This window comes from Sulfitobacter sp. R18_1, assembly GCF_017743915.1.
Lineage (GTDB): Bacteria > Pseudomonadota > Alphaproteobacteria > Rhodobacterales > Rhodobacteraceae > Sulfitobacter > Sulfitobacter faviae.
The window spans coordinates 158153-184733 of record NZ_JAGHRG010000004.1 but is presented as its reverse complement, the minus strand read 5'-3'; the positions used below and the strand labels follow the sequence as shown (position 1 = coordinate 184733).

The following is a 26581-nucleotide window of genomic DNA, read 5'->3' as shown; positions in this document are numbered from 1 at the left end:
GGGTTAAATGAGGGCCGCCAGCAGCATTAGCATGGTCGCGGTGAAACCGATGATCCAGATGAACGAGCGATGCGGGCGCAGGCCAAGCGCATAGGCCGGAACATAAAGCAGCCGGGCGATGAGATAGGCCCAAGCGCAGGCGGCGGTGAAGGCGGTGTTCTGGGCCGACATCTGCACCACGCCCACGGCGATGCCGAAAAGGATCAGCCCTTCGAAATGGTTGTCGAGCGCCCGGCCCAGACGGGCGGTGCGGTCGCTCATCGCGCGCGACGGCTCACGGTCACGCGCCGACATGGTGTAGCCGGGGCCAAGCTCACGGTTGGCGGGCACGGCGTAGAGCATGAATTGCAGCCCCTGTAGCAGGGCCGCGAGGGTCAGGACGGTCAGCTCGGCACTCATGCGGATTTCACGAAATAGGCGGTGGAACTGGTCACGGTGCCCTTGTCATCGCTGCTGAGCGCATCGGAGCGGGCGAGCCAATCATCGGCCTTTTTGCGGTCGTTCACATCCAAGAGAACGGAGGCTTTGCTGCTGCTGTCGGCGTGTTGCCAGATTTGCAGCACCGAGAGCCCGGCATTGCGCCGCGCCTCGGCATCGGCGTCGAATGCGTCTTTCCAAGCGGCGAAATCGGTGACGTCGAGGTGGCAGATCATCTGCATGGGAATGCCTTTCAGAGCGCGTGGAAATAAAGAACGGCGGTGGCGGCATAGCCTGCGAGCCAAGCCAGCGTGCGGATCGTCGGCACGCCAAGCGCATAGACGATGACGTAGATGATCCGCGCCAGCAAAAAGACCTGCGCGGCCAGCAGCGTGGCGCTGTTGTTTCGGCCCATGATCTCGACCAGCAGCACGGCGGGGGCAAAAAGTGCCAGCGCCACCACGGAGTTATCCAGCGCGCGGCCCAGACGGGCGGTCATGCCGGTGGTGGTGCGGGTCTCGTCGCGCGAAGACATCAGATAGCCCATTGAGAGCTGCCGGGTCGCGCCGAGCACCTGCAAGAGGATCGTCAGCATGACCAGAAGGCCATAGGCGGCGAGGAGGGTGGTTTCGGTCATTTTGGTACTCCGACATTTGCGACTATCGTCACAACTCCTACCACAAAGGCCAAAAAAGCACATCCGGCGACTAGCAGTACGATGGGCACGAAATACCTATCGCCGGTTTTCGTTGGCGACGGATATGGGGATATTTGTTGTGAGGCGAAGTACGAATACGCGATTGTAACAAACGATAGAGAGATGCCCGCTAAGAATAGGTACATACCCAATCTTAGCGAGCTGAGCGGTATTTCAAATTGCGATTGTGCAGCAGAATTACCAATGAAAGTGAGCAGGACGACAAACGCCCCACTATTTAAGGTAATAAGAAACTTGAGTGCCATCGCACCAATCTCCCGCGTCGCGTCAACACCCGCGCGGTAGTACTCAAGTCTTACACTTTCATCAAATTCTGCTGACATCTATCACAGATCCATCAACAGACGGCGCGGATCTTCGAGCATCTCCTTGACCCGGACAAGGAAGGTCACGGCGCCCTTGCCGTCGATCAGGCGGTGGTCGTAGCTGAGCGAGATATACATCATCGGACGGATCACGACCTCGCCGTTGATCGCCATCGGGCGGTCCTGAATCTTGGCCATGCCGAGGATGCCGGACTGCGGCGGGTTCAGAATGGGCGCTGTCATCAGCGAGCCGTAGACGCCGCCGTTAGAGATGGTGAAGGTGCCGCCGGTCATGTCGGCCATGGTCAGCTTGCCGTCACGGGCTTTCTTGCCCATGGCGTTCACGGCCTTTTCGATCTCGGCAAAGGACATCGCGTCAGCGTCCTTGATGACCGGCACCACGAGGCCCGTGGGCGTGCCTGCGGCGACGCCCATGTGGACGTAGTTCTTGTAGATCACATCGGTGCCGTCGATCTCGGCGTTGACCTCGGGGATCTCTTTCAGCGCGTGGCAGCAGGCCTTGGTGAAGAAGGACATGAAGCCCATCCGCACGCCGTGCTTCTTCTCGAAGTCGGCCTTGTAGGCGTTGCGCAGGGCCATGACCTCGGTCATGTCGACCTCATTGAAGGTCGTCAGGATCGCGGCGGTGTTCTGCGCTTCCTTGAGGCGGCGCGCCATGGTCTGCTTGAGGCGGGTCATCTTGACCCGCTCCTCGCGGGCGGCGTCATCGGGGGCGGAGGCAGCGCGGGGTGCTGCGGGTTTCGCCTCGGCTTTCGGCGCGGAGGCGCCTGCGGCCACGGCTTTGGCCACGTCTTCCTTCATCACGCGACCGTCACGGCCCGAAGCTGTGACCTGATCGCGGCTGATGCCCGCTTCGGCCATCGCTTTCTTGGCGGAAGGCGCGTCTTCCACATCCTTGCCATCGGCGGGCTTGGTCTCAGGCGCGGCACCGGCACCGGATTTGGCGTCTTCACCCTTGGGGGCGGCAGCGCCCGCGCCGGTGGTCAGCGCGGCCAGTGTGGCGGAAGCTTCGACAGTGCTGCCTTCTTCGGCAAAGATCTCGGCCAGCACACCTGCGGCGGGGGCGGGGACTTCGATGCTAACCTTGTCGGTCTCCAACTCGCAGAGCATTTCATCGGCTTCGACCTTGTCGCCGACCTTTTTGAACCAAGTGCTCACGGTCGCTTCGGTCACCGACTCGCCCAAGGTGGGCACCTGCACGTCGATGCTTTGACCTTCGCGGGCAGCGACTTCGGTAGCGCCTGCGTCGATGGCTTTGGGCGCATCGCCGCCACGGTCGGACTGGGAGGCGGCGCCGGCATCTTCGGCGGCCTCCTTGGCCTTGGGCGCGGCCGCCGAGCCGCTGTCGCCTTCGCTGACATTGGCGAGAAGGGCGTCGACGCCCACGGTGTCGCCTTCTTGGGCCACGATCTCGCTCAGGGTGCCTGCGACGGGGGAGGGCACCTCGACAGTCACCTTGTCGGTTTCCAACTCGCAGAGCATTTCATCCACCGCGACGGTATCGCCGGGTTTCTTGAACCATGTGGCAACGGTGGCTTCTGTGACGGATTCGCCCAGCGTTGGGACGCGTACTTCGCTTGTCATGGTTTACTTTCCTTTGATGGTCAGCGCCTCGTCAACGAGGGCGGCTTGTTGTGCTTTGTGCTGGCTGGCCAGACCCGTGGCGGGCGAGGCTGAGGTGGCGCGGCCCACATAGGAGGCGCGGCCATGTTTCGCGTCGATGCGGCCCAGAACCCATTCGATATTGGGCTCGATGAAGGACCATGCACCTTGGTTCTTGGGCTCTTCCTGACACCAGATCATCTCGGCCCCTTTGAAGCGTTCCAGCTCCTTCACGGCGGATTGCGCGGGGAAGGGGTAGAACTGCTCGAAGCGCAGGAGGTAGACGTCGTCGATGCCGCGGGCATCGCGCTCTTCCAGCAGGTCGTAATAGACCTTGCCCGAACACATCACCACGCGCTTGATCTTGTCATCCGCGACCAGTTTGGTGTCGGAGTTGCCCTTTTCGGCGTCATCCCAGAGCACCCGGTGGAAGCTCGACCCGGTGGTGAATTCATCGGCCTTGCTGATCGCCAGCTTGTGGCGCAGCAGCGACTTGGGCGTCATCAACATCAGCGGCTTGCGGTAGCTGCGGTGCAGCTGGCGGCGCAGGATGTGGAAGTAGTTGGCGGGCGTGGTGCAGTTCGCCACGATCCAGTTGTCGCCGCCGCACATGGTGAGGAAACGCTCCAGACGGGCCGAGGAATGCTCGGGCCCCTGACCTTCGTAGCCATGCGGCATCAGGCAGACGAGGCCCGACATCCGCAGCCATTTGCTCTCACCGCTTGAGATGAACTGGTCGAACATGATCTGCGCGCCATTGGCGAAGTCGCCGAATTGGGCCTCCCAGAGCGTCAGCGCGTTGGGTTCGGCCAGCGAATAGCCATATTCGAAACCCAGCACCGCATATTCGCTGAGCATGGAGTCGATGACCTCATAGTCGGCTTGGCCCTCGCGGATGTGGTTCAGCGGATAGTAGCGGTCTTCGTTCTCTTGGTTGATGAAGGCCGAGTGGCGTTGGCTGAAGGTGCCGCGGGTGCTGTCCTGACCGGACAGGCGGACCTTGTAGCCTTCGGTCAGCAGGGAGCCGAAGGCGAGCGCCTCTGCCGTGGCCCAGTCAAAGCCTTCACCGCTTTCGAACATCTTCTTTTTCGCGTCGAGCAGACGACCGATGGTCTTGTGCAGCGGGAAGCTGTCGGGCGCACTTGTGATCGCCTTGCCGATATCTTGCAGCGTTTCGGGCGCGATGGCGGTTTTGCCGCGCTGGTAGGACTTGTTCTTTTTGTCCATGCCGGACCATTTGCCGTCCAGCCAATCGGCCTTGTTCGGGCGGTAGTCTTTTCCGGCCTCGAACTCATCATTGAGATGGTTCTGGAAGGCGGTCTTCATGTCTTCGATCTCCCCCTCGGGGATCAGACCGTCGGCCACCAGACGCGAGGTATAGAGGCTCAGCGTGGTTTTCTGTTTCTTGACGCTCTTGTACATCACCGGGTTGGTGAACATCGGCTCGTCGCCTTCGTTGTGACCGAAGCGGCGGTAGCAGAAAATGTCGATGACCACGTCCTTGTGGAACTTCTGGCGGAACTCGGTCGCGACGCGGGCGGCATGGACCACGGCCTCCGGGTCATCGCCGTTGACGTGGAAGATCGGCGCCTCGACGACCAGCGCGTTGTCGGTCGGATAGGGGGAGGAGCGCGAGAAATGCGGCGCGGTGGTGAAGCCGATCTGGTTGTTCACCACGATATGCATGGTGCCGCCGGTCTTGTGGCCCTTGAGGCCCGAAAGCGCGAAGCATTCCGCCACGACGCCTTGGCCCGCAAAAGCCGCGTCACCGTGCAGGAGCACGGGCATGACGGCGGTGCGGTCTTCGTCGTTCAATTGGTCCTGCTTGGCGCGGACCTTGCCCAGCACGACGGGGTTCACCGCCTCTAGGTGGGAGGGGTTTGCGGTGAGCGACAGGTGCACGGAGTTGCCGTCAAACTCACGGTCGGAGGAGGCGCCGAGGTGGTACTTCACATCGCCCGAGCCATCCACATCGTCAGGCTTGAAGCTGCCGCCTTGGAATTCGTTAAAGATCGCGCGGTAGGGCTTTTGCATGACATTGGCGAGGACCGAGAGGCGGCCCCGGTGCGGCATGCCGATGACGATGTCCTTGACGCCCAACTGGCCGCCGCGCTTGATGATCTGCTCCATCGCCGGGACAAGGCTTTCGCCGCCATCAAGGCCGAAACGCTTGGTGCCCATGTATTTGACGTGCAGGAACTTCTCGAAACCCTCGGCTTCGACCAGCTTGCTCAGGATCGCCTTACGGCCTTCCTTGGTAAAGGCGATTTCCTTGCCGTAGCCCTCGATCCGCTCTTTCAACCAACCGGCCTGCTCGGGGTCGGAGATATGCATATATTGCAGCGCGAAGGTGCCGCAGTAGGTCGAGCGGACGATGCCGACGATCTGCTTCATGGTGGCCACTTCGAGGCCCAGCACATTGTCGATGAAGATCGGGCGGTCCATGTCGGCATCGGTGAAACCGTAGGACTTGGGGTCAAGCTCGGGTTGTTCGCCCATGTCGCGCATGCCCAAAGGGTCGAGCGTCGCGGCGAGGTGGCCACGGATGCGGTAGGCGCGGATCAGCATGAGCGCGCGGATACTGTCGAGCACGGCGGCGCGGATCTGATCGTCGGAAACGGGAACGCCCTTTTCCTCGGCCTTTTTCTTGATCTTCTCGCCTGCGGCCTTTGCCTCGGTCGGTTCGGGCCAGACACCGGTCAGCGCGCCCATCACCTCGCTTTGGGGGGCGGGGGGCCAATCGGGACGCGCCCAAGAGGGGCCAGCGGCTTCGGCCTGCGCGGTTTCGGCGTCATCGCCCATCGCCGCAAAGAACGTTTGCCATGCTTCATCAACCGCGTTGGGATCATTGGCATAGCGGGCGTACATCGCCTCAAGATATTCCGCGTTGTCGCCTTCCATAAAGGAAGAGGCGTGGAATTGTTCGTTGGCGGGTTGGTCGGTCATTGGGTCACCTTTGTTCGGCGGGGCAGACGGGACAGGGTCAGAATCAGGGTCGGTCTATAGTCAGGCCCGGGGCGGGGGGCCATAGGTATCGAAGGCGGAGGTGCAGGGCCCTGCGAAGCCGCCGGATCGGGCGCTTGCCCGCGGGCCGGCGCCGGGCGAAAGCGGGCAGAGATTGACCGCGGTCTGTATGTGCATCTTGCCCTCCTTCGCTGTCGGCGGCGCCGGGTGGTTTTTATCAAGACCCCGAAAAACATAGTGCTTTGCGGAGTGGGTCAATGGGCGGGCCGTGACCCGCCCGGCAGGCATCAGCCCTTGTCGATCGCTTCTTTGACCGCTTCGCCCAGTGTGGCGGGGCTGTCGGCGACCACGATCCCGGCTTCTTTCATCGCTTCGATCTTGCTCTCCGCGTCGCCCTTGCCACCGGCGACGATCGCGCCTGCGTGGCCCATGCGGCGTCCGGGAGGGGCGGTGCGGCCTGCGATGAAACCAGCGGTGGGCTTCCAACGGCCCTTCTTCTTCTCGTCGGCAAGGAACTGTGCCGCTTCCTCTTCGGCGGAGCCGCCGATTTCGCCGATCATGATGATCGACTGTGTCTCGTCATCGGCAAGGAACATCTCCAGCACGTCGATATGCTCGGTCCCTTTGATCGGGTCACCGCCGATGCCCACGGCAGAGGATTGGCCAAGGCCCATGTCGGTGGTCTGCTTCACAGCCTCATAGGTCAGGGTGCCCGAGCGCGACACGACGCCGACGGAGCCACGGCGGTGGATGTGGCCCGGCATAATGCCGATCTTGCAGGCATCGGGCGTGATGACACCGGGGCAGTTCGGGCCGATGAGGCGCGATTTGGAGCCTTCGAGCGCGCGGGCGACGCGGGCCATGTCCAGAACCGGGATGCCTTCGGTGATGCAGACGATCAGCTCCATCTCGGCGTCGATCGCCTCAAGGATCGAGTCGGCGGCGAAGGGGGGCGGGACGTAGATCACGGAGGCATTGGCCTCGGTCGCGTGTTTGGCTTCGTGCACGGAGTTGAAGACCGGCAGGTCGAGATGCGTTTGACCGCCTTTGCCCGGGGTCACGCCGCCGACCATCTTGGTGCCATAGGCGATGGCCTGTTCGGTGTGGAACGTCCCCTGCGAGCCGGTCAGACCCTGACAGATGACTTTGGTGTTTTCGTTGACTAGTACGGCCATGATTTCTTCCTTGGTCGGTGATGTTTAATCCCGGGGGCAGGCCCCGGGGGCGTCAGACGCGGTGCGCCCGGTTGGTGGGATGGGCCGTGGCAGGCGCAGGGCCGGGCCACAGCAGGATGGCGACGAGGAACATGACCGGGATGCCAAGCTCCCCGATCTCCTCGACGACGAAGGCGGTGCGTTCGGCATCGGCGCTGACCTCGATCCCCAGAGGGGCGAGTTTGCGCGCGATGCCGTCGAGCAGTTTGTAAGCGACGGTGAAGCCGATCCCCAGCAGGACCGCCCCCGCCCAAGCGCGGCCCCGAAACAGGGCCGTGAGATAGGGCCGGGCGTGACGCCAGAGCATCAGCAGGATGGCGGTGACGATCAGCGCAAGGATCAGCCCGGCGATCAGCCTTTCGCCCAGCGGGACCCCCTCACCAGTATACTGCCGGGCTTTAAACAGGCCGCGGGTGAACAGGCTTTTGTCGAGGTCCAATTCACGCCCCGCCATGACCGCCAGCACCAGCGGCAGATACCAGACCCGCAACACCGCGCCGCGCAGGGTCCAGACCAATGCGAGAATGCAAAGGATGTAACCCACGACGGAGAGGCTTTCGTAAAAGCCGCCTTCGGCCAGTAGCGTGGTTTGGGTGGCGGCGGCCAGGCCGTTCACAACGACCATCTGCGCGGCAAAGGCCAGGATCAGGGCGAGGATCACCCACCAGCCCGCGCGGGAAGAGGCAAGCGCCTGTGTCATAGGCCCGCCTTTCGCGGGGCGCTGTCGCGCTTGGCCGCATGTTGAATAAAGGGGGCGAGCGACAGCACGGGCATCAGTAAAGCTGCTCATCTTGATCGACCAGCAGGTCCAGCACCCGCAGGGTCAGCAGGCCCGCGCCCATGATCATCAGGCTGCGGCCGATGGAGCCGGTGAGGTTCGACGGCAGGATCATCGCCAGCCCGTCACGGGATTTCCGCGCGGCGCGGCGCAACCCGAGGTCGTGGCGACGGTGGTTGACCGGTTCGGGCAGGCGCAGGGCGCCGGGTTGCCATTGCCGGATCAGAATGCCCGCCCCCAATAGCGCAATACCCGTCAAAACGGGGGAGGATTTGGGAGATTGATCCATACTGACCTCATTGCGTGATCGGGTGGGCGCGGCGCCGTGTCGTCGCATTTGCCCCTGCCGCAGCGGGGCGGCAGGAACGTTGGAAACGGCCAGTCCCGACCGGCGCGGGGGCCGGGCGGGACTGGCCGAAAAGGCTTAACCTTTGACCGCTTTCACGATCTTCTGCGCGCCATCCTTCAGGTCGTCGGCGGCGATGACGTCGAGACCGGAGTTGTTGATGATCGCCTTGCCTTCTTCGACGTTGGTGCCTTCGAGACGGACAACCAGCGGCACTTGCAGGCCGACCTCTTTCACCGCAGCGACAACGCCTTCGGCGATGACGTCACAGCGCATGATGCCGCCGAAGATGTTCACGAGGATGCCTTTGACGTTCTCATCGGAGGTGATGATCTTGAAGGCCTCGGTCACCTTCTCCTTGGTCGCGCCACCGCCCACGTCGAGGAAGTTGGCAGGCTCCGCACCGTAGAGCTTGATGATGTCCATGGTCGCCATCGCAAGGCCCGCGCCGTTCACCATGCAGCCGATCTCACCGTCGAGCGCGATGTAGTTCAGGTCATATTTGGAGGCTTCGAGTTCCTTGGCGTCTTCTTCGGTCTCGTCGCGCAGGTTGGCGATGTCGGGCTGGCGGTACATGGCGTTGCCATCGAAACCGACCTTGGCGTCGAGCACCTTGAGTTCGTTGCCGGGCATGACGATCAGCGGGTTGATCTCCAGCATCTCCATGTCCTTCTCGATGAAGGCTTTGTAGAGCTGACCCATCAGCTTGACGCATTGCTTGACGGCGGCGCCCTCAAGACCCAGCGAGAAGGCAACGCGGCGGCCATGGTAGGGCTGGTAGCCGGTGGCCGGGTCGACGGAGAAGCTGAGGATTTTCTCAGGTGTCGCTTCGGCGACTTCTTCAATGTCCATGCCGCCTTCGGTGGAGCAGACAAAGGAGATGCGGCTGGTCTGACGGTCGACCAGCAGCGCGAGGTACAGCTCACGCTCAATGTCGGAGCCGTCTTCGATGTAGATGCGGTTGACCTGTTTGCCTGCCGGGCCGGTCTGGTGCGTGACCAGTGTCTTGCCCAGCATCTTCTTGGCTTCCTCGGCCGCCTCTTCTACGGATTTGGCAAGGCGCACGCCGCCCTTTTCGCCAGCGGCGGCTTCTTTGAAGCTGCCCTTGCCGCGACCGCCTGCGTGAATCTGCGCTTTGACAACCCAGAGGGGCCCGTCCATTTCGCCGGCTGCGTTCTTGGCGTCTTCTGCCTTCAGCACAACGCGGCCGTCGGAGACAGGGGCGCCATAGCTGCGCAGGAGGGCTTTTGCCTGATATTCGTGGATGTTCATGAAAACGGTCCCGTTTCTGTTCCAGTTGCCCCGTAGTATGGGGATGACTTTCGTTCCTGTAAGGGTTTTTTCGGAGAAAGCCGGGTTTGACCAGCTAAAAATGAGTTTTGTGATCACACGATAAATACGTGTGATCACATTTCCACCCAGCGGCTCCGAATCGGCTGATTTTTGCTTGAATAAGGGGGGATAGGCCGCCCCACCGAAGGGGCGGACCGGCTGTTTAGCGCGGCATGAGCGCCCAGTAATCGAGGTCAAGCAAAACCTCCGCGCGGTATTTTCCGGCCTCATCGCGCAGCTCGAAGGGGGCGCCGCCTTTGGTCGCCACAAGGCGCAGACGCAGCGCACCGACACCGGGGGCCGACGTCTCGGCCTTGTCGAGCACTACGGTCCAGGCACGCACGGTATCGCCCGCAAGGCAGGGGTTGGCATGGGCGCCGCCGTTCAGCCCCACGACCATTTGCGCGTTGGCCAGCCCGTTGAAGGACAGCGCGCGGGCCATGGAGATCACATGACCGCCATAGATCAGCCGCGAGCCGTCGGGTCGGGCGGAGGTGTCGAAATGCACCTTGGCCGTGTTCTGCCACAGGCGCGTGGCCATCATGTGCTCGGCTTCCTCGATCGTGACACCGTCGACATGGTCGATCTTTTCGCCGACCTCGTAATCGCCCCAGCGATGCGGCTCCCCGGCGCGGGCGAAGTCGTAATTGGTAAAGTCGAGGCCCTGCGGGATGTGCAATTGATCCACGCTCAGCGCATCGGGCAGGTTCGGCAGGGTGGTCTCGGGCGCGGGGGCGTCGAGATCGCCTTTGCGCACCATGACCCAGCGGACATAGTCGAGCACCTTTTCGTCATTCTGGTTCAGCCCTGTGGTGCGGACCCAGACGACGCCGGTCTTGCCGTTGGAGTTCTGTTTGAGGCCGATCACTTCGCTTTCGGCGCGCAGCGTGTCACCGGGCCAGACGGGGCGCAGCCAGCGGCCTTGGGCATAGCCCAGATTGGCCACGGCATTGAGCGAGACATCCGGCACGGTTTTGCCAAAGACGATGTGAAAGGCGATCATATCGTCGAGCGGGCTGGCCTTCAGCCCGCAGGACTGGGCGAAACTGTCGGCGGAATAGAGCGCGTGCCGCGCGGGGTAGAGCGCGTGATAGAGCGCACGTTCGCCCGCGCCGACTGTGCGGGGCACCGCGTGATGCAGCACCTCGCCCAGTGTGTAATCCTCAAAGAAGCGGCCCCGGTTGGTCTTGCTCATCACTGCTCGCCCAATTTGGTGTCGGGCGAATAGGTGCCGGGGGCGTCTTTCACCACGGCTTGGCCGCAGCGCGTGACCCCGGCCTTGTGGTCCCATGTTTGGGTGGGGGAGCCGTATAGCTCCCAACCTTTGTTCAGCGCGTCGGTGACCTTGTGGCAAAAGGCGGATGTGTCTTCTTCGGAGAGGAAGCGGTAAACTTTCATGGAAGGCTCCGGGGTCAATGGGGGAAGGGGATGACGCCGAGCCATGAGTGAATGCCGGCGACGAGAACGAAGAGGATCGTGGAGATCACGATGAGGCGGATATAGGTGGCGCGGCCTGCGTGGGGCGGGGGTGTCCAGCCCGGCTCGGCGCGGTTGATCAGGATCACCTCGCTCACCGCCCAGCCGAGCATGGTGCCAAAGAGCAGGATAGAGGCGAGATCGCCGTTGACCAGAAGATGCGCCGTGGCCCAGATTTTCACCGCCAGCAGCTGCGGATGGCGGGTTTTATAGGCGGGCCATGCCTTGGCGCCCTTGGCGGCGCTGGAGCCGAAGACCCAGAAGGCCAGTACCATCAACAGGTTGTTAAGGTGGGTTAGGAAGCTCGGCGGGGTCCAGACCGAAATGAATTCCGCCGCGCGATAACCCCAGATGATGAGGGCGAGTGCCACGACCAATGCGGCGGCCACCGCGCCTCGGCCTGCGGTGCCCATCTGCGCCCGTTGGGCAGGCATCAGGCGTTTGAAGAGATGGGCCCCGATCCAAAGGATCAGGCCGAGGATGAGAATTGTCATGGCGAAGGCTCCGGGCTCATGGCTGCAATTGCCGCCAGTTTTGCCAGTGTTTCGCGGGCGGTGGCAACATGGAGATTTTCCACGATTTTACCATCGACGACCGCCACGCCCTGACCTGCGGCCTGTGCCTCTTCATAGGCGTCGATCTGGCGGCGGGCGAGGGCGGCTTCTTCCTCTGACGGGGTGAAGGCGGCATTCGCGATGTCGAGCTGTGCGGGGTGGATCAGCGTCTTGCCGTCGAACCCCATGTCGCGGCCCTGTTCGCATTCTGCGCGCAGCCCGTCTTCGTCTTTGAACGCGTTATACACCCCGTCGATGATCGCCACGCCATGCGCTTTGGCGGCCAGCAGGCAAAGCCCGAGGCCGGTGATCAGCGGCAGCCGGTCGGGGCGGAAGCGGGTTTGCAGGTCTTTCGCCAGATCGTTGGTGCCCATTACCATGGCCTGCAACTGGCGGTGCCCGGCGATGGCGGCGGCGTTCAGCATGGCGCCCGGGGTCTCCATCATCGCCCAAAGGGGGATGTCGCCCACGATCTCGGTCAGTGCTTCGAGATCGGCGGGGGATCCGACCTTGGGCAAGAGAATCGCGTCGGGCTTCATCGCGGCGGCGGCACGGGCGTCATTGACGCCCCATTCGGTGTCCAGCCCATTGATCCGCACCACCCGCATCCGCGCGCCGTAGCCGCCTGTGGAAAGCGCCTCGGCCAATGTTTCACGGGCGGCGATTTTCTCATCGGGGGAGACGGCATCTTCGAGGTCGAAGATCACCGCGTCGCAGGCCAATCCGCGGGCTTTGTCCAAGGCGCGGGACCTGGAGCCGGGAATGTAGAGAACGGAACGCAGGGGGCGGGTTGTGGCGGTCATGGAAGGCTCCTCAGGCAGGGCGGCACGCTGGCCGCCTAACATTGTTGCGCACAGAGGGGCATTTTTGTGCGAAAACTTCAAGGCAAAACATGCCGCGACGCAGCAAAGCTGTTGCGGTGATCTCTGCGCGGCGGATTAACCAGTCTTTCAGCCTTGGGGCGCACTGTCAGTTGCATCGCATCTGCCGCAGTTTCCAGCGCAGCGGATGCAGTCATTTCAACCAAGGCTGCTTTGGGGGCCGGTGCGAAAGACGGCGCATTGCCATCCCCCAAGGATCACGCCTTTCGATGCGAAGGCAAATGCTATGACAGGTTTCGTTAAATTTCTTCACCTCGCGGCGCTCACCGCCGCTTCGGCAATTGTGCTGGCCACCACGACCGAGGCGCAGACGCCGCGCAATTGCGCACCGCGCGATCATGTGGTGCTGCGGCTGGCCGATGGCTATGGCGAGACGCGCCAGTCCATGGGGCTGGGCGGCGATAATGCGGTGGTTGAGGTTTTCGCCTCTGACCAGACGGGCAGTTGGACGATCACGGTCACCGGGGTCAACGGCATCACCTGTCTTGTCGCCTCGGGCCAAGGGTTCGAGGCGCTGGCGGAGGAGTTGCCCGCCAAGGGCGAAGACGCCTGAGGGCGGAATATATCGGGGAAGCGCGGGCGGCCTGGGGCCGCCTTTTCCATGTTTGGGGCTTGCCGCTGCTTGGGCGAAGTCCCGCCATTTATTTGTGCGGCCGTGGAACTGGAGAGGGCCATCCGGGTTGTGGTTCCAGAAGAGCAAGCAACGCTCATTTTTGGAAGGAGACCTACAATGAAACGTTTTCTGAGCACCACGGCCATCGTATTGACCATGACCGGCACAGCCTTTGCTGACGCGCATTCCGAAGGCTTTGGCAACGTTGCCGTAGAGCAGACAGATTTCCTTGCATCCGACCTGATCGGCATGCGCATCTACAACTCCGAAGCCGAAGTTGACGCGGCCACCCCCGTTGCCGATGGCGCCGAGCAGGAGTGGGATGATATTGGCGAGATTAACGACATCATCGTGTCGCAGGACGGCGAAGTAACTGCCGTGATCCTCGGCATCGGCGGCTTCCTTGGCATGGGCGAACGTGACGTTTCGATCTCCATGGACAAGATTCGCATCCTGAACGACGAAGGCGGCGAGCGCTTCCTCGTTGTGAACACCTCGAAAGAGATGCTGGAGCAGGCGCCTGAGTTCGAACGTCCCATGATGGATGGCGAGCAGATGGAAGGCGACGCCATGAACGAGACTGACGCGAACGTCACCGTCATCAACGGCGAGACCGAAGCCGAAGAGATGGCGAACGATGTCGAAGCCGAGACCGAGGAAATGGCCAATGACGTAGAGGCCGAGACCGAGGAACTGGCGCAAGACACCGAGAACGCGGCCGAAAACCTTGAAGCCGAGACCGAAGAGATGGCCAATGACGTAGAGGCCGAATCCGAGGAAATGGCCCAAGAAGCCGAAACCATGATGGAGAACGCTGAAGCCGAGACAGAAGAAGCTGTCAACGAAGCGGAAGCCAACACCACCGTGATCACAGGTGACGAAACCGTTGAGCGTGAACTGCTGCCGCGCCCCGAAGTTGAGCGTGAAGGCTATGCCAATGCCGAAGCCGAGATGATCGAGCAGATGAGCGCCGAAGACCTTGAAGGCTCCTATGTCTATGGTGCCAACGATGAAACAGTGGGTGAGATCGACACCCTGCTGATCGGCGACAACGGCCAGATTGACCGTGTGGTCATCAACGTGGGCGGTTTCCTTGGTCTGGGTGAAAAGCCGGTGGCCGTGACATTTGACGAACTTCAGGTTCTGCAAAACGTGGAAGGCGACGACGTGCGCATCTACATCGACAGCACCGAAGAGCGTCTGGAATCGCAGCCTGAGTACCAAGGCGACTAATTATTCGCCTTAAGGTTCAGCGATCGGCCGCCCTTCGGGGCGGCTTTTTTCGTGGTGAGGGCAGGGGTTAGCCGCCCGCCAATGCTGCAACTTGCACGGGACCGTGCATTTCGGTATCTCCGGCGCAAATGAAACCTCTGTCGGAGACATGACCATGGCCAGACCCAAAATCGCGCTTATCGGCGCGGGGCAAATCGGCGGCACTCTCGCCCATCTCGCAGCGTTGAAAGAATTGGGCGATGTCGTCCTGTTCGACATTGCCGAGGGCACCCCTGAGGGCAAAGCTCTCGATATCGCGTCGTCGGGCCCCTCGGGCAAGTTCGACGCCACCATGTCGGGCACGCAAGACTACGCCGACATCGCCGGGGCGGATGTCTGCATCGTCACCGCCGGTGTGGCGCGCAAGCCGGGCATGAGCCGCGACGACCTGCTGGGCATCAACCTCAAGGTTATGAAATCCGTGGGCGAGGGCATCGCCAAACACGCCCCCGACGCCTTCGTGATCTGCATCACCAACCCGCTCGACGCGATGGTCTGGGCGCTGCGCGAATTCTCGGGCCTGCCGCACAATAAGGTCTGCGGCATGGCTGGCGTGCTCGACTCCGCGCGTTTCCGCCACTTCCTCGCGACCGAGTTCAACGTCTCGATGAAAGACGTCACCGCCTTCGTTCTGGGCGGCCACGGCGACACGATGGTGCCGCTGGTGCGTTACTCCACCGTCGCAGGCATCCCGCTGCCCGATCTGGTCAAAATGGGCTGGACCACGCAAGACAAGCTCGACGCCATCGTGCAGCGCACCCGTGACGGCGGTGCCGAGATCGTGGGCCTGTTGAAGACCGGTTCGGCCTTCTACGCGCCCGCCACCTCGGCAATCGAGATGGCCGAAGCCTATCTCAAGGACCAAAAGCGCGTGCTGCCTGCGGCGGCGCATGTCGATGGGGCCTACGGCCTGAACGGCTTCTACGTGGGCGTGCCCACCGTGATCGGCGCAGGCGGTGTTGAGCGTGTCGTCGAGATTTCGATGAACAAAGACGAGCAGGCCATGTTCGACAACTCCGTCAACGCGGTCAAAGGTCTGGTCGAAGCCTGCAAAGGCATCGATGAGAGCCTCGCCTAAGCTTCACGGCATATGCGTTCGAAAGCGCGTCCCAATCGGGGCGCGCTTTTTCGTTCGGGGGTGGGGTAGGTTTGTGATCACACGATAATCTGCTGTGATCACAAAAACGGGCAGGACCACATCACTAAGTCATTTTTCCACCGAAACACCGGCCAAACCCCGCAGATTCCCCGCAGTTCCCCGTGACAGTCCTGTAAAAACCGCTATCAAGATGCAAAGCACAGGACAAAGCACAGGACAAAGGACCGCGCCATGGCCGATGTGAACCGGGGTAACCGCCCGCTTTCCCCGCATTTGACGATCTACCGCCCACAATTGACCTCTATGACGTCGATTCTCACCCGGATCACCGGCAACGCGATGCTGATCACCGCGCTGCTGATCGTGTGGTGGTTCCTCGCCGCGGCCACGTCGCTTGAGTATTTCGACACGGTGAACGGGATCATGACCAGCTGGTTCGGTGATCTGGTCTTTACCCTGTCGCTCTTGGGCCTGTGGTATCACACGCTGGCTGGCGTGCGGCATCTGATCTGGGACACGGGCCGCATGCTTGATATCCCCACCGCGGAAAAGCTGGGCTGGACCGTGCTGATCGGATCGGTCGTGCTGACCATCCTGACCATCATCATCGTTTGAGGAGCGACACCATGGCATACATGACAGATCGCAAACGCGCCCGCGGCCTTGGCTCGGCGAAAACCGGCACCGCACATTTCTGGGCGATGAAAGTCTCCTCGCTGGCGCTGCTGGTCCTGATCCCACTGTTCGTCTTTACCTTTGGCAGCGCGCTTGGCGGCAGCTATGAAGAGATCCTTGCCTATTACGCGCGTCCTTTCCCGGCCATCGTGGCGGCGCTGACGCTGATCGTGGGCTTTAAACATTTCAATGACGGCGTGCAGGTGCTGATCGAGGACTATGTCCATGGGCTGGCCAACAAAGTCGCCCTTATCGTGATGACCATCATCAGCTACGGCGCAGCAGCGGTTGGCGTTTTCGCCATCGCCAAGCTCGCCCTGTAACAATACGCCCAAACGGGAGACCGATTAAATGGCAGCATATGAATACGAAACCCACGAATATGACGTTGTCGTGGTGGGGGCAGGCGGTGCTGGTCTGCGCGCGACTTTGGGCATGGCGGAGCAGGGGCTGCGCACGGCCTGTATCTCTAAGGTATTCCCAACCCGCAGCCACACCGTGGCGGCGCAGGGTGGCATCGCCGCGTCCTTGAGCAACATGGGCCCCGACAACTGGCAGTGGCATATGTATGACACGGTCAAGGGCTCGGACTGGCTGGGCGATACCGACGCGATGGAATACCTCGCCCGCGAAGCGCCCAAGGCGGTTTACGAGCTTGAGCATTACGGCGTACCCTTCTCGCGCACCGAAGAGGGCAAGATCTATCAGCGTCCCTTCGGCGGCCACACCACGGAATTTGGCGAAGGCCCGCCCGTGCAGCGCACCTGCGCCGCCGCTGACCGGACTGGTCACGCGATCCTGCACACGCTTTACGGCCAGTCGCTGAAGCAAAGCGCGGAATTCTTCATCGAATATTTCGCCATCGACTTGATCATGTCGGACGACGGTGTCTGCCAAGGTGTGCTCTGCTGGAAACTCGACGACGGCACCATGCATCTGTTCAGCGCCAAGATGGTCGTGCTGGCCACCGGCGGCTATGGCCGTGCGTACTTCTCGGCCACCTCCGCACATACCTGCACCGGCGACGGCGGCGGCATGGCGGCCCGTGCGGGTCTGCCGCTGCAAGATATGGAATTCGTTCAGTTCCACCCCACCGGCATCTACGGCGCGGGCTGCCTCATCACCGAAGGTGCGCGCGGCGAGGGTGGGTACCTCACCAACTCCGAGGGCGAGCGCTTCATGGAGCGCTATGCGCCGACCTACAAAGACCTCGCCTCGCGCGACGTGGTCTCGCGCTGCATGACGATGGAAATCCGCGAAGGCCGCGGCGTGGGTGAGAACAAGGATCACATCCACCTGCACCTCAACCACCTGCCGCCGGAGACGCTGGACCTGCGCCTGCCGGGCATTTCGGAATCCGCACGCATCTTTGCCGGTGTGGACCTCACGAAAGAGCCGATCCCGGTGCTGCCGACGGTGCACTACAACATGGGCGGCATCCCCACGAACTACTGGGGCGAGGTGCTGAACCCGACCGCCGACAACCCCGATGCTGTAGCACCCGGCCTGATGGCCGTGGGCGAGGCGGGCTGTGCTTCTGTACACGGTGCGAACCGCCTTGGCTCCAACTCGCTCATCGACCTCGTAGTCTTTGGCCGCGCCGCTGCGATCCGCGCGGCCAAGATCGTCGACGCCGACAGCCCGGTGCCCGCGCCGAACCTCAAATCGGTCGAGAAGGCTTTCGATCGCTTCGACGGTCTGCGCAATGCCAAGGGCGGCACGCCGACTGCCGAACTGCGCCTTGAGATGCAAAAGACCATGCAGGCCGATGCCGCCGTCTTCCGCACCGACAAGACGTTGGAGGAAGGTCGCAAGAAGATGATCGACGTGGCCGACAAGCTGAACGATCTGCATGTCACCGACCGCAGCCTCGTGTGGAACTCGGACCTGATGGAGACGTTGGAGCTGACCAACCTGATGCCCAACGCCACCGCCACGATCACCGCCGCCGCCGCGCGGAAAGAGAGCCGCGGCGCGCATGCGCATGAGGATTACCCGGATCGGAACGACGACGAATGGCGCAAACATTCGCTGGCCTGGTTCGACGGCAACGATGCCAAGCTGACCTACCGCGCCGTGCACCTTGATCCGCTGACGAAAGAGGATGAAGGCGGCATCGACATGAAAAAGATCGCCCCCAAGGCACGGGTGTATTGATGGTCCGCACAGCACTCATCGCGGCCACGTTGCTCGGCCTGTCGGCCTGTGTGGAGGTTCAGCAGGCGGTGGATGACACTGCCCGCCAGACCTCCAAAGGCGTGGTGACCGAGGTTCTGGCCACCCGTTTCCCGCAGGTGCCGAAAGAGCTGATCACCCCCTTCACCGATTGCATCATCGACAATGCCGACGCGCTGGAGCTGCGCGAATTGGCCCGCGCCACCGTGGTTGGCGTGGATGACACAACAACGGGCACCGTGCGCACCATCCTGTCGCGCCCCGAGACCCGTACCTGCCTGCTGGCCGCCGCGCCCGCAGCCGGTCTGACGCTTTAGGAGACGCATAATGGTTCAACTGACGCTTCCGAAAAACTCCCGCATGACCAGCGGGAAGACATGGCCCAAGCCCGAAGGGGCGACCAACCTGCGCGAGTTCCACATCTACCGCTGGAACCCCGACGACGGGAAGAACCCGGCGCTCGACACCTATTTCGTCGATATGGACGATTGCGGGCCGATGATTCTCGACGCGCTGATCAAGATCAAGAACGAGATCGACCCGACGCTGACCTTCCGCCGCTCCTGCCGCGAGGGCATCTGCGGCTCTTGTGCGATGAACATCGACGGGATCAACACGCTGGCCTGCACCTACGGCATGGAAGAGATCAACGGCGTGGTGAAGATCTACCCGCTGCCGCATATGCCGGTGGTCAAGGACCTCATTCCCGACCTCACGCATTTCTACGCCCAGCACGCCAGCATCCAGCCGTGGCTGGAGACCGACACGCCCGAGCCGCGCAAGGAGTGGAAACAGTCGATCGATGACCGCGCCAAGCTCGACGGTCTGTATGAGTGCATCATGTGTGCCTGCTGCTCGACTTCTTGCCCCAGCTACTGGTGGAACGGCGACCGCTACCTCGGGCCAGCGGCGCTGCTGCATGCCTACCGCTGGATCATCGACAGCCGCGACGAGGCGACGGGCGAGCGTCTGGATGACCTCGAAGACCCCTTCAAGCTCTACCGCTGCCACACGATCATGAACTGCGCCAAGACCTGCCCCAAGGGGCTGAACCCGGCGGCGGCGATCGCCAATATCAAGAAACTTATGGTCGAGCGCACCGTCTAATCCACCCAATCCGACAGGAAGGCCCGGCCAAGCGCCGGGCCTTTGGTTTTTCCCATGATCCTGCCCTTTGTCATCGTGATCGTCTTTGTGATCGTGCTGATCTTTGCCCGTCGCAACGCGCCCACGCGCGACTGCCGCTGGCGCGAAGACCGGGCGGGGGACAAGGGCGCGCTACGCAAATACCACTGCGTCGCCTGCGGGGCCGAAGCCTACCGCAGCGAAGGCCCGCCCGACCGCTGCCTCAAAGGGCTCGACACCCCGCGTCTGTGACTTGCTTTTGCCCCCAGCCCGCCGCAAGCTTGCCGGAACAGGGGAGGCAGCAATGGGTGAGCGTTTCAAAGCAGATGTGATCGTCGTGGGGGCGGGTCTGGCCGGCATGGTTGCCGCCCATGAGGCCGTGCTGCGCGGTCGCCGTGTGCTGCTCATGGACCAAGAAGGCCCGCAAAGCCTCGGCGGGCAGGCCTATTGGTCGCTCGGCGGTCTCTTCATGGTCGACACACCCGAACAGCGCCGCATGGGCATCCGCGACAGCGCGGAACTCGCCTATCGCGACTGGATGGGCTCGGCGCAGTTCGACCGGGCAGAAGACGCCAACCCCCGCAAGCTCGCCGAAGGGTTCATCGACTGGGCGGCAGGCGACATGCGCGCTTGGCTGCACCAGATCGGCCTGCGCTGGTTCCCGGTCGTCGGCTGGGCCGAGCGCGGCGGGGCAGGGGCCCATGGCCACGGCAACTCTGTTCCGCGCTTTCACATCACCTGGGGCACAGGCACCGGCGTCGTCGCCCCTTTCGCGCGGCTGATGCAGGAATACGCGGCAGCGGGCAAACTGCGCCTTGCCTTCCGCCACCGCGCCACCCGGCTGATCACATCGGATGGCGCGGTCACCGGCGTGGCGGGCGAGGTGCTGGAATACAGCGACGCCCCGCGCGGCCAAAGCACATCGCGAGATGTCACCGGCGACTTCGAACATACCGCCGAGGCCGTCGTCCTCACCACCGGCGGCATCGGCGCTAACCACGATCTGGTGCGGCAACACTGGCCCAAAGACCGCCTCGGCCCCGCGCCGCGCCAGATGGTCAGCGGCGTGCCCGACTACGTCGACGGCAAGATGCACGCCATCGCCGCAAAGGCCGGGGCGGGGCTCATTAACGAAGACCGCATGTGGCACTACTGCGAAGGCGTGCAAAATTGGAACCCGATCTGGCCCAACCACGGCATCCGCATCCTGCCCGGCCCCTCGTCCATGTGGTTCGACGCGCGCGGCGACCGGATGGAGGCCCCCTGCCTGCCCGGTTTCGACACGTTCTCGACCCTCAAACGCATCCTGCAAGCAGGCGAACACAGCTGGTTCATCCTCACGCAAAAGATCATCGAAAAGGAATTCGCCCTCTCGGGCTCCGAACAGAACCCCGATCTCACCTCCGGCAAATGGGGCGAAGTCCTGAAAGCACGGCTCGGGAAGGGGGCAACTGCCGCAGTCGAGGCCTTCAAAGAAAAGGGCGCGGATTTCATCGTCGTCGAGGATCTGGAAACCCTCGTTACCCGCATGAACGCCCTCACACCAGACGCCCCCGTCGCCCTAGAGCACATCCGCGCCCAAATCGCAGCCCGCGACGGCCAATTGGGCAACCCCTTCGCCAAAGACGCCCAGATCACAGCAATCCGCGGCGCCCGCAACTACCGTGGCGACCGCCTGATCCGCACCGCCAAACCGCACGCCATCCTCGACCCGGCCAACGGCCCGCTCATCGCCGTGCGCCTGAACGTCCTCACCCGCAAATCGCTCGGCGGATTACACAGCGACACCCAAGGCCGCGTGCTCACGCCTGCGGGCACCATCCTCCCCGGTCTCTTCGCCGCCGGAGAGGTCTGCGGCTTCGGCGGCGGCGGCTACCACGGCTACAACGCCCTCGAAGGCACCTTCTTGGGCGGCTGCCTCTACTCCGGCCGCCTCGCCGGCCAACACGCCTAAAAGACGCGCCACACCCCCTCCTTCATCCTTTCCCAAATACCTTCCGCACTCTCCCCACACGCGAGCGCCAACCAACGAAGCACCCCACCGCTCACACTACCTGCCAAGCCACGAAAAAAGGCGCGACCCCCGCCGCGCCCCTTCATCCTTTTTCAAATACCAATCCCGCCCTCTCAGCAGGCGCCGCACTCAGGCAAAGGCCGCCTCCAGCGCAATCTCAACCATATCGCCAAAGCTCTTTTCGCGATCCTCCGACGGCAACGCCTCGCCGGTCTGCAAATGATCGCTCACCGTCAGCACCGCCAAGGCACGCCGCTTGTGCCGCGCGGCAAGCGTGTAAAGCTCCGCCGCTTCCATCTCGACACCGAGGATGCCATGGCGCACCATCTGCTCGTCAAGATCGGGGCGCTCTGCATAGAAAACATCCGAGGAATAGATCCCGCCCACATGGGTCTTAGCTTCGAGCTTTTCGGCGGCAGCGACAGCAGCGCTTAAAAGGCCGTAATCGGCGCAGGGGGCGTAGTTCAATTCGCGGAAAATACCGGAGGAGGGCGAGGTGATCGTGCTCGCCGTCATGGCGATGATCACGTCGCGGATGCCGACATGGGATTGCATCCCCCCGCAAGAGCCGATGCGGATCAGGGTCTGCGCGCCATATTCGGTCATCAACTCATTGGCGTAGATCGACAGCGACGGCATGCCCATGCCCGAGCCTTGGATCGTCACCCGGTTTCCGCGCCATGTGCCGGTAAAGCCGAGCATGCCGCGCACTTCGTTGACCAGTTCGGCCCCTTCGAGAAAGGTCTCCGCCGCCCATTTCGCGCGGTAGGGGTCGCCGGGCATCAATACGGTTTCGGCGATATCGCCGGGTTTTGCGCCAATATGGACGGTCATTTCTGTCTCCTGATGTTTGGCGCATTTTGCCCGCGCAAGGCGGGCTTCACAAGGGCTGCGGTGGGGCAGGGGGCGTGACGTAAACTTCCGCTCGGCGCCGTGCGGGCGGTGACTATCGAATTCACATTTCCGTTAGCAATAAAAAAGCGCCGGTGAATTGCTATTCAACCGGCGCGAAGTTCCCGTATTTCGGGAAGTATTAAACCCGCATCGTTTCCGGATCGGCACCATTCTCTACTTGGGCGCGGAACCAATTTGGCTGGCGGCCTTTTCCAGTCCAAGTCTGGGACGGGTTTTCTGGATTGGCGAACTGGGGTTTCGATTTCGGACCGGCAGGCGCTTTGCGCGGCTTCTTGGCCTTCTTGGGCGCGGGGGCCTCATCAGCTAACTCATTCAGGGAAAAGCCATATTCCGCCGCTGCCTTTTGCGCTGCCTTGCGTGCGGCGCGTCGTTCGCGCGCCTGTGCAGCCTGAAATGCCTTTTTGACATCCGACAGAAGTTTCTCCAGTTCCTTACGGCTCATGGATTTCAGGTCTTTTTCCATATCTGATATTTCCTTTCCAGATTGTGCTGGTAGAGGGAATTATAGAGGCAATAAGTTAATTGCACGATGTATTTTGTGTCAGCCTATTCCGCCGCCACCGCTTTGGGATCGGCGAGCGTAATAATATCCTGCATGATGACGTTCAATTCGAAGTCCTTCGGCGTATAGACCTGCGCCACCCCGGCGGCGCGCAAACGGGTGGCGTCGGCCTCGGGAATGATGCCACCGACGATGACGGGAATATGGGTCAACCCGGCCTCGGCCATGCGTTTCATCAGGTCTTCGACCAAGGGTACGTGAGAGCCCGAGAGGATCGACAGGCCGACCACATGGGCGGCTTCCGTTTGTGCTGCTTCGACGATCTCCGCAGGTGTCAGACGGATGCCTTCATAGCTGATGTCCATGCCGCAATCGCGGGCGCGGACGGCGATTTGCTCGGCCCCGTTTGAGTGGCCGTCGAGCCCTGGTTTGCCGACGAGGAATTTCAGCCTGCGGCCCAATTTGTCGCTGACCGCGTCTACCGCATCGCGCAGGTCGTCCAGACCTTCGGTCTTGTTGGACTGGCCTGCGGAAACCCCTGTGGGGCCGCGATATTCCCCGTGAACGGCGCGCATCTGCGCGGCCCATTCGCCGGTGGTCACCCCGGCTTTCGCGGCGGCGATGGAGGCGGGCATGATGTTCTCGCCCGCCTGCGCCGCTGCGCGCAGATCGGCCAGCGCCTGTTTCACGGCACCCTCGTCGCGTGCGCGGCGCCATGCGTCGAGCCGGGCGAGCTGGTCGGCCTCGGCGCCGGGGTCGGATTGCATGATATCGCCCGCGCCGGTCATCAGGGGCGAGGGCGCGCCTTGCTGCCATTTGTTGACCCCGACCACGACGGTTTCGCCGCTTTCGATACGCCGCAGCCGGTCGGCATTGCTTTCGACCAAACGTCCTTTCATGTAATCGATCGCGGAAATCGCGCCGCCCATCCCGTCGAGATTCGCCAATTCCGCCCGCGCGCCTTCTTTCAGCAATTCGACCTTGGCATCGACCGCGGGGTTGCCGTCGAATAGATCGTCGAATTCCAAAAGGTCCGTTTCATGGGCCATGATCTGCTGCATCCGCATCGACCATTGTTGATCCCAGGGGCGGGGCAGGCCGAGAGCTTCGTTCCATGCGGGCAATTGCACGGCGCGGGCGCGGGCTTTTTTCGACAGGGTCACGGCCAGCATTTCGATGAGAATACGGTAGACGTTATTCTCGGGCTGTTGTTCGGTCAGCCCCAGCGAATTTACCTGCACCCCATAGCGGAAGCGACGGAATTTGGGGTCTTCGACGCCATAGCGCGCGCGACAAATCTCATCCCAAAGGTCTACAAAGGCGCGCATCTTGCACATTTCGGTGACGAAACGGATGCCTGCGTTCACGAAGAAGGAAATGCGGCCCACCAATTTCGGGAAATCCTCTGCCGGGACGCGGGGTTTCAGCGCGTCGAGCACGGCGGTGGCGGTGGCCAGTGCGAAGGCCAATTCCTGTTCCGGCGTCGCGCCCGCCTCTTGCAGGTGGTAGGAACAGACGTTCATCGGGTTCCATTTTGGGACATTCGTATAGCAGAATTCGGCCACATCCGCGATCATCTTGAGCGATGGCGCGGGCGGGCAGATATAGGTGCCGCGGCTGAGGTATTCCTTGATCAGGTCGTTTTGCACCGTGCCTTGCAGCTTGGAGACATCCGCGCCCTGTTCCTCGGCCACCGCGATATAGAGCGCCAGCAGCCATGGGGCGGTGGCGTTGATCGTCATCGAGGTGTTCATCTGTTCCAGCGGGATGCCGTCAAACAGCGCGCGCATATCGTCGAGGTGATTGACGGGCACGCCCACCTTGCCCACCTCGCCGCGGCTGAGCACATGGTCGCTGTCATAGCCGGTTTGGGTCGGCAGGTCGAAGGCCACGGAAAGCCCGGTCTGCCCGCGCTCAAGGTTCGAGCGGTAGAGCGCGTTGGACGCGGCGGCGGTGGAATGGCCCGCATAGGTGCGAATGAGCCAGGGGCGGTCTTTCTGCGGTTGGGTCATCGTGGCCTCTTGAATCTGGGTGGCAATAAAGTTGCGTCACGATGTTGATAAGGGAAATAATATGCCTCTGTCAATTCGCTGCGTTGCGGCATCACTCGGGCCGCTTGGGCGGGCGGGAAACAGATAAATATTGTCCTCTCGCCCCCGCGCTGTAAGGGTTAAGCCATGACGCAGACTGTGCAATTGCCCCTTTGGCTGTTCATCCTCATCGTGGTTTTCGCAGCCGTCACGGCGCTGAGCCACTTTCTGCTGCCTTCGGTGCGTTGGTTCTTTCGCCGGCGGCTTGAGCGGGCAGTAGCACGGTTGAACAAACGGCTGACGCGGCCCATTGAGCCCTTCAAACTGGCGCGGCGGCACGACATGATCCAACGGCTGATCTATGATCCGGAGGTCAGCCAAGAGATCGTCAACTATGCCCGCAGCAACGGCGTGCCCGAGAACGTGGCCTTTCAAAAGGCGCGGGAATATGCGCGTGAGATCGTGCCGCGGTTTTCGGCCTTCGCCTATTTCAGTTTCGGCATCCGCTTGGCGCGGCTGTTGACCAATACGGTCTACCGGGTCGAGACGGCGGTGAGTAACGAGACGACATTCGCCGCGCTGCCGCGGGATGCCACGGTGGTCTTTATCATGAACCACCGGTCGAACATGGATTACATGCTGGTGACCTATCTCGCCGCGCGGTCTTCGGCGCTGAGCTATGCGGTGGGGGAATGGGCGCGGGTTTGGCCGCTGAGCACGTTGATCCGCTCCATGGGGGCCTACTTCATCCGCCGCCGGTCGCGCGGGGCGCTCTACCGCAAGGTCTTGGCGCGCTATGTGCAGATGGCCACGACGGGCGGGGTGACGCAGGCCTTCTACCCCGAGGGCGGCTTGAGCCTGACCGGGGCCTTGCAGCCGCCGAAGGTCGGGCTTCTGTCCTATGTCGTGGATGGGTTCGACCCCGAGGGCGCGCGCGACATCATCTTTGTGCCCGTGGCGATCAATTATGACCGGGTGCTGGAAGACCGCGTGTTGATCGCCGCCGGGCAGCGCGGAGACCGGCGTTTTGGAGCGCGGATCACGGTGGTCGTGGGCTTCGTGCTGCGCAAGATGTGGCGGCGGCTGCGCGGGCGCGACACGCGTTTTGGCACGGCGGCGGTGACCTTTGGCGATCCGCTGTCGCTGCGCCGTACCGGGGCCGGGGTGCCGGTCTCGGAACTGTCCGAAATGTTGATGGACCGGATCGCGCAGGCGATGCCGGTGCTGACCGTGCCGCTGATCGCACGGGTGACGTTGCAGGCCGCGCGCCCGATGAAGGAGGCCGATCTGCTGGCCGAAGTGGCCGCGACCTTGGAGCAGATGCCGCCGCGCAACCGGGTGCCGAAGCCGGACGTCCTGCCCGAACGGGTCGCCCGCGCAGTCGCGCGGCTCAAGAAACGTGGCGTCATTTCCGAAGGCCCGGAGGGGCTGGAGATCGTCGAGGGGCAGGGGCCTGTTTTGGCCTTCTACGCTAATTCCATTGCACATTTCCCCTCGGAGGATGCTGCACCTGCGGCAGAAATTGCTGCGACTGCTGGGTCATAAAATTACAA

The 26581-nt window shown here is 62.4% G+C and carries 28 protein-coding genes; 11 read left to right on the top strand and 17 right to left on the bottom strand.

Translation table 11 applies throughout. The features are described 5' to 3' along the window. Positions 1 to 3: 3 nt before the first annotated feature. The 14 genes from J7392_RS10305 to J7392_RS10240 all read right to left on the bottom strand — a co-directional run bounded on the left by J7392_RS10305 (position 4) and on the right by J7392_RS10240 (position 12530). Positions 4 to 399: an MAPEG family protein gene (locus tag J7392_RS10305; RefSeq protein ID WP_209217461.1), complete on the bottom strand. Its 396-nt coding sequence runs from the start codon at positions 397 to 399 to the stop codon at positions 4 to 6. Beyond that, positions 396 to 659 carry a hypothetical protein gene (locus tag J7392_RS10300; RefSeq protein ID WP_209217460.1) on the bottom strand — a complete coding sequence of 88 codons (264 nt, stop codon included), beginning with the start codon at positions 657 to 659 and terminating at the stop codon, positions 396 to 398. The genes J7392_RS10305 and J7392_RS10300 overlap by 4 nt, the downstream gene beginning before the upstream one ends. An 11-nt stretch (positions 660 to 670) precedes the next feature. Next, positions 671 to 1054 carry an MAPEG family protein gene (locus J7392_RS10295; protein WP_209217459.1) on the bottom strand — a complete coding sequence of 128 codons (384 nt, stop codon included), beginning with the start codon at positions 1052 to 1054 and terminating at the stop codon, positions 671 to 673. Beyond that, complete coding sequence (locus J7392_RS10290; RefSeq protein WP_209217458.1) at positions 1051 to 1458, bottom strand: hypothetical protein; 408 nt, start codon at positions 1456 to 1458, stop codon at positions 1051 to 1053. The genes J7392_RS10295 and J7392_RS10290 overlap by 4 nt, the downstream gene beginning before the upstream one ends. Before the next feature lie 3 nt (positions 1459 to 1461). Beyond that, the gene (gene odhB / locus J7392_RS10285) at positions 1462 to 3045 is read right to left on the bottom strand and encodes a 2-oxoglutarate dehydrogenase complex dihydrolipoyllysine-residue succinyltransferase (protein ID WP_209217457.1); all 1584 of its coding nucleotides are present in this window, start codon (positions 3043 to 3045) and stop codon (positions 1462 to 1464) included. Between the two features lie 3 nt (positions 3046 to 3048). After that, complete coding sequence (locus J7392_RS10280) at positions 3049 to 6009, bottom strand: 2-oxoglutarate dehydrogenase E1 component (protein WP_209217456.1); 2961 nt, start codon at positions 6007 to 6009, stop codon at positions 3049 to 3051. 305 nt (positions 6010 to 6314) lie between these two features. After that, positions 6315 to 7202, bottom strand: a complete 888-nt coding sequence (sucD, locus tag J7392_RS10275; protein WP_067261915.1) for a succinate--CoA ligase subunit alpha — start codon at positions 7200 to 7202, stop codon at positions 6315 to 6317. Positions 7203 to 7254: 52 nt separating this feature from the next. Continuing rightward, positions 7255 to 7941: a hypothetical protein gene (locus J7392_RS10270; RefSeq protein WP_209217455.1), complete on the bottom strand. Its 687-nt coding sequence runs from the start codon at positions 7939 to 7941 to the stop codon at positions 7255 to 7257. Positions 7942 to 8014: 73 nt separating this feature from the next. Beyond that, positions 8015 to 8308: a hypothetical protein gene (locus J7392_RS10265; RefSeq protein ID WP_209217454.1), complete on the bottom strand. Its 294-nt coding sequence runs from the start codon at positions 8306 to 8308 to the stop codon at positions 8015 to 8017. A gap of 135 nt (positions 8309 to 8443) precedes the next feature. Continuing rightward, entirely contained in the window at positions 8444 to 9637 is a 1194-nt protein-coding gene (gene sucC, locus J7392_RS10260; protein ID WP_067261910.1) for an ADP-forming succinate--CoA ligase subunit beta, read from the bottom strand. A gap of 223 nt (positions 9638 to 9860) precedes the next feature. Beyond that, positions 9861 to 10892 carry a MaoC family dehydratase gene (locus J7392_RS10255; RefSeq protein ID WP_209217453.1) on the bottom strand — a complete coding sequence of 344 codons (1032 nt, stop codon included), beginning with the start codon at positions 10890 to 10892 and terminating at the stop codon, positions 9861 to 9863. After that, the gene (locus J7392_RS10250) at positions 10892 to 11095 is read right to left on the bottom strand and encodes a DUF1737 domain-containing protein (protein ID WP_209217452.1); all 204 of its coding nucleotides are present in this window, start codon (positions 11093 to 11095) and stop codon (positions 10892 to 10894) included. Before J7392_RS10250 ends, J7392_RS10255 begins: the two co-directional genes overlap by 1 nt. 14 nt (positions 11096 to 11109) lie before the next feature. Then, positions 11110 to 11667: an NnrU family protein gene (locus tag J7392_RS10245; RefSeq protein WP_209217451.1), complete on the bottom strand. Its 558-nt coding sequence runs from the start codon at positions 11665 to 11667 to the stop codon at positions 11110 to 11112. Continuing rightward, a complete protein-coding gene (locus J7392_RS10240) occupies positions 11664 to 12530 on the bottom strand; it encodes a CoA ester lyase (RefSeq protein ID WP_209217450.1) in 867 nt (288 codons plus the stop codon). The genes J7392_RS10245 and J7392_RS10240 overlap by 4 nt, the downstream gene beginning before the upstream one ends. Positions 12531 to 12834: 304 nt before the next feature. Here J7392_RS10240 and J7392_RS10235 point away from each other — a divergent pair, with 304 nt between their 5' ends. The 10 genes from J7392_RS10235 to J7392_RS10190 all read left to right on the top strand — a co-directional run bounded on the left by J7392_RS10235 (position 12835) and on the right by J7392_RS10190 (position 21521). After that, positions 12835 to 13161 carry a hypothetical protein gene (locus tag J7392_RS10235; RefSeq protein WP_067261901.1) on the top strand — a complete coding sequence of 109 codons (327 nt, stop codon included), beginning with the start codon at positions 12835 to 12837 and terminating at the stop codon, positions 13159 to 13161. A gap of 177 nt (positions 13162 to 13338) precedes the next feature. Beyond that, positions 13339 to 14454, top strand: coding sequence for a PRC-barrel domain-containing protein (locus tag J7392_RS10230; protein WP_209217449.1), 1116 nt, complete (start codon positions 13339 to 13341; stop codon positions 14452 to 14454). 154 nt (positions 14455 to 14608) lie between these two features. Next, positions 14609 to 15571, top strand: a complete 963-nt coding sequence (gene mdh, locus J7392_RS10225; RefSeq protein ID WP_067261933.1) for a malate dehydrogenase — start codon at positions 14609 to 14611, stop codon at positions 15569 to 15571. A 252-nt stretch (positions 15572 to 15823) separates the two neighbouring features. Beyond that, a complete protein-coding gene (gene sdhC, locus J7392_RS10220) occupies positions 15824 to 16207 on the top strand; it encodes a succinate dehydrogenase, cytochrome b556 subunit (protein WP_067261898.1) in 384 nt (127 codons plus the stop codon). A gap of 11 nt (positions 16208 to 16218) precedes the next feature. Continuing rightward, positions 16219 to 16590: a succinate dehydrogenase, hydrophobic membrane anchor protein gene (gene sdhD / locus J7392_RS10215; protein ID WP_067261896.1), complete on the top strand. Its 372-nt coding sequence runs from the start codon at positions 16219 to 16221 to the stop codon at positions 16588 to 16590. Between the two features lie 28 nt (positions 16591 to 16618). Continuing rightward, positions 16619 to 18424, top strand: a complete 1806-nt coding sequence (gene sdhA, locus J7392_RS10210; RefSeq protein WP_209217448.1) for a succinate dehydrogenase flavoprotein subunit — start codon at positions 16619 to 16621, stop codon at positions 18422 to 18424. Then, positions 18424 to 18759 carry a hypothetical protein gene (locus J7392_RS10205; protein WP_209217447.1) on the top strand — a complete coding sequence of 112 codons (336 nt, stop codon included), beginning with the start codon at positions 18424 to 18426 and terminating at the stop codon, positions 18757 to 18759. The genes sdhA and J7392_RS10205 overlap by 1 nt, the downstream gene beginning before the upstream one ends. 10 nt (positions 18760 to 18769) lie before the next feature. Beyond that, complete coding sequence (locus J7392_RS10200) at positions 18770 to 19549, top strand: succinate dehydrogenase iron-sulfur subunit (protein WP_067261891.1); 780 nt, start codon at positions 18770 to 18772, stop codon at positions 19547 to 19549. A 54-nt stretch (positions 19550 to 19603) separates the two neighbouring features. Beyond that, positions 19604 to 19819 (top strand): hypothetical protein, encoded by a 216-nt coding sequence (locus J7392_RS10195; protein ID WP_067261889.1) that lies wholly within the window; start codon positions 19604 to 19606, stop codon positions 19817 to 19819. A gap of 52 nt (positions 19820 to 19871) precedes the next feature. Continuing rightward, positions 19872 to 21521, top strand: a complete 1650-nt coding sequence (locus J7392_RS10190) for an FAD-binding dehydrogenase (protein WP_209217446.1) — start codon at positions 19872 to 19874, stop codon at positions 21519 to 21521. Between the two features lie 189 nt (positions 21522 to 21710). Here J7392_RS10190 and deoD read toward each other — a convergent pair whose 3' ends face one another. The 3 genes from deoD to J7392_RS10175 all read right to left on the bottom strand — a co-directional run bounded on the left by deoD (position 21711) and on the right by J7392_RS10175 (position 25010). Then, complete coding sequence (gene deoD / locus J7392_RS10185; RefSeq protein WP_209217445.1) at positions 21711 to 22415, bottom strand: purine-nucleoside phosphorylase; 705 nt, start codon at positions 22413 to 22415, stop codon at positions 21711 to 21713. Positions 22416 to 22614: 199 nt separating this feature from the next. Further along, positions 22615 to 22959, bottom strand: coding sequence for an H-NS histone family protein (locus tag J7392_RS10180; protein ID WP_209217444.1), 345 nt, complete (start codon positions 22957 to 22959; stop codon positions 22615 to 22617). Between the two features lie 83 nt (positions 22960 to 23042). Beyond that, positions 23043 to 25010, bottom strand: a complete 1968-nt coding sequence (locus J7392_RS10175; protein WP_209217443.1) for a protein meaA — start codon at positions 25008 to 25010, stop codon at positions 23043 to 23045. A 165-nt stretch (positions 25011 to 25175) separates the two neighbouring features. On the opposite strand from J7392_RS10175, the gene J7392_RS10170 reads away from it, so the two are divergent. Then, a complete protein-coding gene (locus tag J7392_RS10170) occupies positions 25176 to 26573 on the top strand; it encodes a 1-acyl-sn-glycerol-3-phosphate acyltransferase (RefSeq protein WP_209217442.1) in 1398 nt (465 codons plus the stop codon). Positions 26574 to 26581 lie beyond the last annotated feature (8 nt).